This window comes from Flavobacterium sp., assembly GCF_035456225.1.
Lineage (GTDB): Bacteria > Bacteroidota > Bacteroidia > Flavobacteriales > Flavobacteriaceae > Flavobacterium.
This window is the reverse complement of sequence record NZ_DATIDM010000048.1, coordinates 1-7,937: the sequence shown is the minus strand read 5'-3', so window position 1 is coordinate 7,937 and position 7,937 is coordinate 1. Positions and strand designations below refer to the sequence as shown.

8 protein-coding genes and 1 pseudogene are annotated in these 7,937 nt (G+C 40.5%); all 9 read left to right on the top strand.

Annotated elements, in window-relative coordinates; genetic code table 11:
• Window positions 1-189 (top strand): annotated as a pseudogene (locus VLB74_RS02805) (2Fe-2S iron-sulfur cluster-binding protein); the annotation flags it as partial.
• A gap of 3 nt (window positions 190-192) precedes the next feature.
• On the top strand, window positions 193-1,239 hold the full coding sequence (nuoH, locus tag VLB74_RS02800) for an NADH-quinone oxidoreductase subunit NuoH (protein ID WP_325201948.1): 1,047 nt from the start codon (window positions 193-195) through the stop codon (window positions 1,237-1,239).
• Window positions 1,240-1,242: 3 nt separating this feature from the next.
• Window positions 1,243-1,785 (top strand): NADH-quinone oxidoreductase subunit NuoI, encoded by a 543-nt coding sequence (gene nuoI, locus VLB74_RS02795; protein ID WP_325201947.1) that lies wholly within the window; start codon window positions 1,243-1,245, stop codon window positions 1,783-1,785.
• Window positions 1,786-1,787: 2 nt separating this feature from the next.
• Window positions 1,788-2,297: an NADH-quinone oxidoreductase subunit J family protein gene (locus VLB74_RS02790; RefSeq protein WP_325201946.1), complete on the top strand. Its 510-nt coding sequence runs from the start codon at window positions 1,788-1,790 to the stop codon at window positions 2,295-2,297.
• Between the two features lie 6 nt (window positions 2,298-2,303).
• Entirely contained in the window at window positions 2,304-2,624 is a 321-nt protein-coding gene (gene nuoK / locus VLB74_RS02785) for an NADH-quinone oxidoreductase subunit NuoK (RefSeq protein WP_023569448.1), read from the top strand.
• A 6-nt stretch (window positions 2,625-2,630) separates the two neighbouring features.
• Complete coding sequence (gene nuoL / locus VLB74_RS02780; protein ID WP_325201945.1) at window positions 2,631-4,517, top strand: NADH-quinone oxidoreductase subunit L; 1,887 nt, start codon at window positions 2,631-2,633, stop codon at window positions 4,515-4,517.
• Window positions 4,518-4,529: 12 nt separating this feature from the next.
• Complete coding sequence (locus VLB74_RS02775; protein ID WP_325201944.1) at window positions 4,530-5,963, top strand: complex I subunit 4 family protein; 1,434 nt, start codon at window positions 4,530-4,532, stop codon at window positions 5,961-5,963.
• Between the two features lie 14 nt (window positions 5,964-5,977).
• Window positions 5,978-7,345, top strand: coding sequence for an NADH-quinone oxidoreductase subunit N (locus tag VLB74_RS02770; protein WP_325201943.1), 1,368 nt, complete (start codon window positions 5,978-5,980; stop codon window positions 7,343-7,345).
• 73 nt (window positions 7,346-7,418) lie between these two features.
• A partial coding sequence (locus tag VLB74_RS02765; protein WP_473964691.1) for a Y-family DNA polymerase occupies window positions 7,419-7,937 on the top strand: 519 nt, incomplete at its 3' end.

Genomic DNA, 7,937 nt, shown 5'->3' with positions numbered 1-7,937 from the left:
TGGGTAATCGAAGGCCCTCGTAAATTCGAGAAATTCTCGGTTATCAACAGAAATAAATATGCTCTGAACGCGCCAAAAGTGGAAATCAAAACAGAAGATCAGATCTTACTTGGCCGTAAAGAGGACCAGAAAAAAATCAGTATGGTAAAAGTTCCTTTAAATAATACTAACGATAATTCTAAATCATAAGAAATGGATAGTGTAGTTATCATAGAAAAAGGAATTTTCATTGTGGCAATTTTTGCCATCACAATGGTAATGGCAATGTATTCCACATGGGCAGAAAGAAAAGTGGCTGCCTGGCTTCAGGATCGTATCGGTCCGAACAGAGCAGGACCTCTTGGATTGCTTCAGCCACTTGCCGATGGTTTAAAATTATTCTCCAAAGAAGAATTCATCCCGGAAACCCGAAATAAACTTTTATTCCTTGCAGGTCCTGCTATCTCAATGAGTGTGGCTTTAATGACCAGCGCGGTTATTCCGTGGGGTGACAAATTACATATTGCCGGAAGAGATGTTATCCTTCAGGCAACCGATATCGACGTAGCCTTGTTGTACATCTTCGGTGTATTGTCGGTAGGAGTTTACGGGATCATGATTGGAGGCTGGGCTTCCAACAACAAATTCTCGTTAATGAGTGCCATGCGTGCCGGTTCCCAAATGATTTCGTATGAAGTTGCCATGGGATTAGCGGTTATTGCATTAATCATGATGTCGGGAACATTAAGTTTACGTGAAATTGCCGCACAACAACACGGTATGAACTGGAATGTGTTCTACCAGCCGGTAGGATTCATTATCTTCCTGGTGTGTTCGTTTGCGGAAACCAACAGGACACCTTTCGACTTGGCAGAATGTGAGGCGGAACTTATCGGAGGTTACCACACCGAGTATTCTTCCATGAAAATGGGATTCTATTTGTTCGCCGAGTATGCCTCCATGTTTATCTCCTCTGCTATTTTAGCTATCCTTTATTTCGGAGCTTACAATTATCCAGGAATGCAATGGGTGGTTGAAAACTGGGGTGTTAATATTGGAAACACGATCGGAATCTTTGTTTTATTTGCAAAAATCTGTTTCTTCATCTTCTTCTACATGTGGGTTAGATGGACAATACCGAGATTCCGTTATGACCAATTGATGAATTTAGGATGGAAAATGCTGATTCCAATTGCCATTGCCAACATAGTTATCACCGGAATAGTAATTTTACTAGCCGATAAATTTTTACACTCATAAGAAATGTCACTAGATACAATTTCATTATCAGGAAAAAAGATGGAGGTTTCCAACAAAAAGATGTCTTTTTGGGAAAGCCTTTATTTAGTAGCGATAGTTAAAGGGTTATTTATCACGATTCGTCACTTATTCACACGAAAAGTAACCATTAAATACCCGGAACAAAAACGCGAATTGAGTCCGGTTTACCGCGGACAGCACATGCTGAAACGCGATGAACAGGGAAGAGAGAACTGTACAGCATGCGGACTTTGCGCTGTTGCCTGTCCGGCGGAAGCTATCACCATGAAAGCGGCCGAAAGAAAACCGGGAGAAGAACATTTGTACCGCGAAGAAAAATATGCCGAAATCTACGAAATCAACATGTTGCGTTGTATTTTCTGCGGGCTATGTGAAGAAGCATGTCCGAAAGACGCTATCTACTTAACCGAAACCAAAGTAATGGTGGCTTCAGCAACCAAACGTGAGGACTTCATCTATGGTAAAGACAGATTGGTAATGCCTTTGGAAATGGCATTGCGTAACAGCAAAAACAAAGCAAGTTAATCATGGGACAGATTCTATTTTACATCTTAGCAACCATCACCTTGGGAACTGCTTTCTTTACAATTTTTAGCAGAAACCCAATTCATAGCGCCATCTCTTTGGTAGTTTGTTTCTTTTCGATTGCAGGACACTATTTGTTGTTAAACGCACAGTTTTTGGCAATCGTTCACATTATCGTTTATTCGGGTGCAATCATGATCCTAATGTTGTTTACCATCATGTTGATGAACCTCAATAAGGAAGACGAATCCCATAAATCCACCGCTTCAAAAATTGCCGCCACCATCGCCTTCTGCTTGGTGGGTATCGTTTTATTGGCAGGATTATTAAGGACAAAACCGGTAGTGGAAAGTTATTACCAATCTGGTGAAGACTTCCAATCGATTAAAAAATTAGGTACAGTTTTATTAAATGAATACATGGTACCGTTTGAATTTGCTTCCGTATTGTTATTGGTAGCAATGATTGGAGCAGTATTAATTTCGAAAAAAGACAAACAAAAAGAAGCATAATATTATATGGAAACTATTTTAAAGGAAATTGGAGTAGAAACCTACTTATATTTATCGGCTTTATTGTTCAGTATTGGAGTATTCGGAATTTTATTACGAAGAAACGCCATTATCATGTTCATGTCGATCGAAATCATGCTAAATGCAGTTAACCTGATGCTGGTAGCCTTTTCTACCTTCCACCAGGATGCTTCGGGGCAGGTTTTCGTATTTTTCTCAATGGCGGTAGCTGCTGCGGAAGTTGCCGTAGGTTTAGCGATTTTGGTTTCCATCTTCAGAAATCACGGATCGATTGATATTGACAATTTAAAGAACTTAAAAGGATAACCCCTAATGGACACAGGATTAGTTTTACTCTTATTATTAGCCCCGTTCGTAGGGTTTCTAACAAATATATTTTTAGGAAAACAGCTTGGTAAAAACGCTTCAGGATATTTAGGAACTTTAGCAGTGATTGTTTCTTTCGTAGTGACAACCGTTTTCTTTTTGCAGGTAAGCGAAACCAAACAACCGATCACCGTTCCTTTATTCGATTGGTTTACATTAGATACTTTCAACATTAGCTTCGATATATTATTAGACCAGTTGTCACTGTTGTGGCTGATGTTCGTAACAGGTATCGGTTCGTTGATTCACATCTACTCCATCAGCTACATGCATGATGACGAAAATATCCACAAATTCTTTTCATACCTGAACCTGTTCATTTTCTTCATGATTACCTTGGTAGTTGGAAGTAACTTGTTAATTATGTTCATCGGATGGGAAGGCGTTGGATTGTGTTCGTATCTGTTAATCGGCTTCTGGTATAAAAATCAGGATTATAACGATGCTGCCAAAAAAGCATTCATCATGAACCGTATCGGGGATTTAGGTTTCCTTATCGGAATCTTCATCATCGGATATGTGTTCAACACTTTGGATTTCATGACCATCAAACAAGCCGTTCTTGCCGGTGAAGCTAAAGCGAATTTAGCATGGCTGGGCATTGCGACTTTATGCTTGTTCATTGGTGCTTGTGGTAAATCGGCACAAATTCCGTTATACACCTGGTTACCCGATGCGATGGCAGGTCCGACTCCCGTTTCGGCTTTAATCCACGCAGCAACGATGGTAACCGCGGGTATCTTCATGATCACGCGTTTAAACTTCTTATTTGATTTAACACCGGATGTACAGACCATTATTGCAACCGTTGGTGTTGCCACTTCAGTATTGGCGGCTTCCATTGGTTTGATGCAAAACGATATCAAAAAAGTATTGGCTTATTCAACGGTTTCTCAATTAGGATTAATGTTCCTTGCTTTAGGCCTTGGTGCTTATGAGGTAGCTGTATTCCATGTAATAACACATGCTTTCTTCAAGGCTTGTTTATTCCTTGGTTCCGGTTCTGTTATTCACGCTTTACATGGCGAACAGGACATGAGAAGAATGGGTGGTTTAAAAGGTGTAATGTCGATTACCTACATCACTTTCCTAATCGCAACTTTAGCTATTTCGGGTATTCCTCCATTTGCAGGTTTCTTCTCTAAAGACGAAATCTTAATGGCAGCATTCCACAAGGACAAAGTGCTTTGGGTACTCGCATCGATTGCTTCAATCATGACGGCATTCTATATGTTCCGTTTGTTATATCTGACTTTCTTCAAAGAATTCAGAGGGACTGAAGAACAAAAACATCACTTGCATGAAAGTCCGGCATTAATCACTTTCCCATTGATTGTTTTAGGAATCCTTTCAGCAGTTGGAGGAGCTTTAAGCTTACCGGGTAACAGTTGGTTAAACAACTACCTGCAACCGGTTTTCGCTCACAAAGCACACGCAGAACATCATTTGGATAACACAGCTTATATGCTAATGGGACTTGCGGTAGTTGGAGCCTTGATCGGTATCGGTATCGCATATTCAAAATACATCAAAAAAGGGGAAATTCCTGCAGAAGACGATCAAATTACTGGTTTTGCCAATGTGGTATACCAGAAATACCATGTAGACGAAAGTTATATGCGAATCATCGTAAGACCAATTTATGCCATTGCGAAGTTCTTACGTGATTATATCGAAACAGGTCTTTCAGATTTAGTTTTTGGTTTCGGAAATGTTGCAGAAGGCCTGTCCCTGCAAGGTAAAAAACTGCAAAACGGAAACATCGGTTTCTATCTTTTTGCCTTCGTATTCGGACTTTGTTCGGTAGTGTTTTATTTATTCTTCTTACGATAATCTATACATATAATGGACGTAACTATAGTACTAATTCTATTATTAATCGGAGCGCTGGCAACTTATTTCTCCGGAAATGCGCTGGCTTCAAAAGTAGCCCTGTTTTTCAGTGTGGCGGCTTTAGGTGCTTCTCTTGTTATTTTAAATCAGTTTAATCAGGGTATCGACTGCGGTTTTTCTGCAGTTTGGATGAAAAACCCTAACGTTTTATTTTCCCTTAAAGTTGACGGGCTGTCGATAGTCATGATGCTTTTAAACACGGCTTTAATTCCGCTGATCATACTGTCTTCTTTCGGAAACAACTTCAGTAACCCAAAGAATTTCTACGCTTTGGTGATGTTCATGGCATTCGCGATGGCGGGAACCTTCCTGGCATCAGACGGATTCTTATATTACATCTTCTGGGAGTTGTCTTTAATTCCGATCTATTTCATCGCCCTGATCTGGGGTAACGACGAAATTGCGGAACGTAAAAAAGCGGTTATCAAATTCTTCATTTATACGTTTGTGGGTTCGTTGTTCATGTTGGCTGCCTTCATCTACATGTACCAAAAAGCGGGAAGTTTCCAGTTGGACAAATTATACGCTTTAGAATTGTCGTCTAAAGAAGAATTTTGGATTTTCATGGCCTTCTTCGCAGCTTATGCAATCAAGATTCCACTTATTCCTTTCCACACGTGGCAGGCAGCTGTGTACCAAAAAGCACCTACTGTAGGAACCATGCTTTTATCGGGTATCATGTTGAAAATGGGATTGTATTCGGTAATCCGTTGGCAATTGCCTATTGCTCCCAATGCGGCTAAAGAATTACAGTATTTTATTATTGGCTTAAGTATCGCCGGAGTAATTTACGGTTCTATCGTAGCCTTAAAACAAAAAGATTTAAAGCGTTTATTGGCATACTCTTCATTAGCTCACGTTGGTCTTATCGCGGCAGGTTGTTATACACTGACCGTTGATGGTTTACGCGGCGCTGTTTTACAGATGATTGCCCACGGTTTCGTAATTGTTGGTTTGTTCTTCGCAGCAGAAATCATCTACAGACGTTATGAAACCAGAACAATAAGCCATATGGGTGGCATCCGTCAGCAAACACCGAAATTCGCATCGATGTTCATGATCTTGGTATTGGCTTCTGTAGCCTTACCGGGAACCTTCAACTTCATAGGTGAGTTTACCGTTTTATATAGCTTGTTTACGAAAAATATTGCTTTAGCGGTTTTAGGTGGAACGACTATCATATTAGGAGCTTTCTACATGTTAAGAATGTTCCAGCACGTAATGTTAGGTGAAACCAATGCCAGAGCTTTCGCGGATGTTACGCTGACCGAAGGTATCGTAATGGTTGTAATCATCGGTTTCCTATTGTTCTTCGGATTGTTCCCGAAACCAATCATCGAACTGATTGCACCGAGTATCAAAGAGATTTTAGTACACATTAAATAAATTTAGTCAAGAGAATGAATACTTTAATAGCAATTGCAGCATTGGGCATTATCGTCCTTCTGGCTGAAATTTTCAACTTAAGAAAAGCCATTGTCCCTGTAACTATTGTAGGGTTATTGGCCATTTTAGGTATGACTGTGACTGAATTTGGAACGACCGGAAGCTACTATAATAATATGATTGCAGTAGACAAATTTTCGGTTACTTTTTCAAGTTTATTTATCGTGTTGACAATATTCCTGGTAACGTTGAGTCAGAATTTTTATGAGAAACAAGCCTCAAAAATTTCTGATTTTATCTCTATCAAACTGTTCCTGTTAACCGGGGCAATCGCCATGGTTTCTTTCGGAAATTTAGCCATGTTCTTCCTTGGGATTGAAGTCCTTTCCATCTCATTGTATGTTTTGGCCGGAAGTGACCGTTTGAACATGAAAAGTAACGAAGCCGGTATGAAGTACTTCCTTATGGGATCGTTCGCATCGGGAATTATTCTTTTCGGAATTGCATTAGTTTATGGTGCTGTAGGTTCATTCGATATGGAAATAATCTCTCTTGCATCCAATTCGGCTACAACAGAAGAGTGGTTCTATATCGGGGTTTCGATGATTACCGTGGGAATGTTGTTTAAAATAGCGACCGTTCCGTTCCATTTTTGGGCACCGGATGTTTATGAAGGCGCACCGGCGTTGACAACGGCTACCATGAGCACATTGGCAAAAGTTACGGCAATGGCAACGTTCTTCAAACTGAATATGGCCATGAACGGTAATATGAAATTTGCTTACGAATTGGTAATCGTAATCGTTTCAATCGCTTCAATGACAGTGGGTAACATCATGGCATTGCGTCAGAACAATATCAAACGAATGTTGGCCTTCTCGGGTATTTCCCACGCAGGTTTCATGGTAATGGCCTTGTTGAATTTACAAAACGCTGCCGGAAGCTTGTTCTATTACACCGTAGCCTACGGCTTGGCAGGTGTGGCGGCTTTCACTGTAATTATATATGCTTGCAAAGGAAAAGATAACGAAGACATCGAAAACTTCAACGGATTAGGAAAAAGAAGTCCGCTATTGGCTATGATCCTTACAGCCTCTTTATTATCAATGGCCGGTATCCCGATTTTCTCCGGATTCTTCGCAAAATTCTTCATCCTGAATCAAACGTTACAGGCTGGTTGGTTAGTCTTGGTGATTGCCGGAGTGATCAACTCGATGTTGGCAGTGTACTACTACTTCAGAGTAATCAGTGCCATGTACACTAAAGAAACCAGTGAAGAAGTAACAAAAGTACCTTTCGAATTCTATTTCGTAGCTGTAGTGGCTATGGGCTTGAATATCGTCATTGGTTTATTCCCATCATCGTTGATGGATTTGTTCTAAAATAAATTTTTCAGAATAGACGAAGGCTGCTCAAAAAGGGCAGCCTTTTTTATTTTCTCCGTACCTTTACGGCATGTATGCATTAGTCGACTGCAATAACTTTTATGCCTCCTGCGAGCGTGTCTTCCAACCGCAGTTCATTGGAAAACCCATAGTGGTCTTGTCCAATAACGACGGTTGTATCATATCGCGCAGCGAAGAAGCAAAAGCATTAGGTATTCCCATGGGCGCACCCGAATTTAAGGTTCGTGAACAATTGCAGAAAAACAATGTCATAATCTTCTCTTCCAATTACACTTTGTATGGTGACCTCAGCGGGCGCGTGATGAACATGCTTCGACAGTTCACGCCCAACGTGGAAGATTACAGCATCGACGAAGCTTTTATGAATTTAGACGGCGTTACTATCGGGGATTATCACGATTATGGCCTGCAAATCCGAAAGCGAATTCTAAAATGGCTTGGATTACCGGTTTGTGTGGGCATCGCTCCGACCAAAGCTTTGTCGAAAGTAGCGAATCGAATAGCAAAAAAATTTCCTGAAAAAACAAGCGGTGTTCACGTAATCGACACCGAAGAAAAACGCATCAAA

Bases quoted from the DNA above. Each gene is read 5' to 3' on its own strand.
- nuoI (WP_325201947.1), top strand. From the start codon at position 1,243: ATGTCACTAGATACAATTTCATTATCAGGAAAAAAGATGGAGGTTTCC.
- VLB74_RS02775 (WP_325201944.1), top strand. From the start codon at position 4,530: ATGGACGTAACTATAGTACTAATTCTATTATTAATCGGAGCGCTGGCA.
- nuoH (WP_325201948.1), top strand. From the start codon at position 193: ATGGATAGTGTAGTTATCATAGAAAAAGGAATTTTCATTGTGGCAATT.
- nuoL (WP_325201945.1), top strand. From the start codon at position 2,631: ATGGACACAGGATTAGTTTTACTCTTATTATTAGCCCCGTTCGTAGGG.
- nuoK (WP_023569448.1), top strand. From the start codon at position 2,304: ATGGAAACTATTTTAAAGGAAATTGGAGTAGAAACCTACTTATATTTA.
- VLB74_RS02790 (WP_325201946.1), top strand. From the start codon at position 1,788: ATGGGACAGATTCTATTTTACATCTTAGCAACCATCACCTTGGGAACT.
- VLB74_RS02770 (WP_325201943.1), top strand. From the start codon at position 5,978: ATGAATACTTTAATAGCAATTGCAGCATTGGGCATTATCGTCCTTCTG.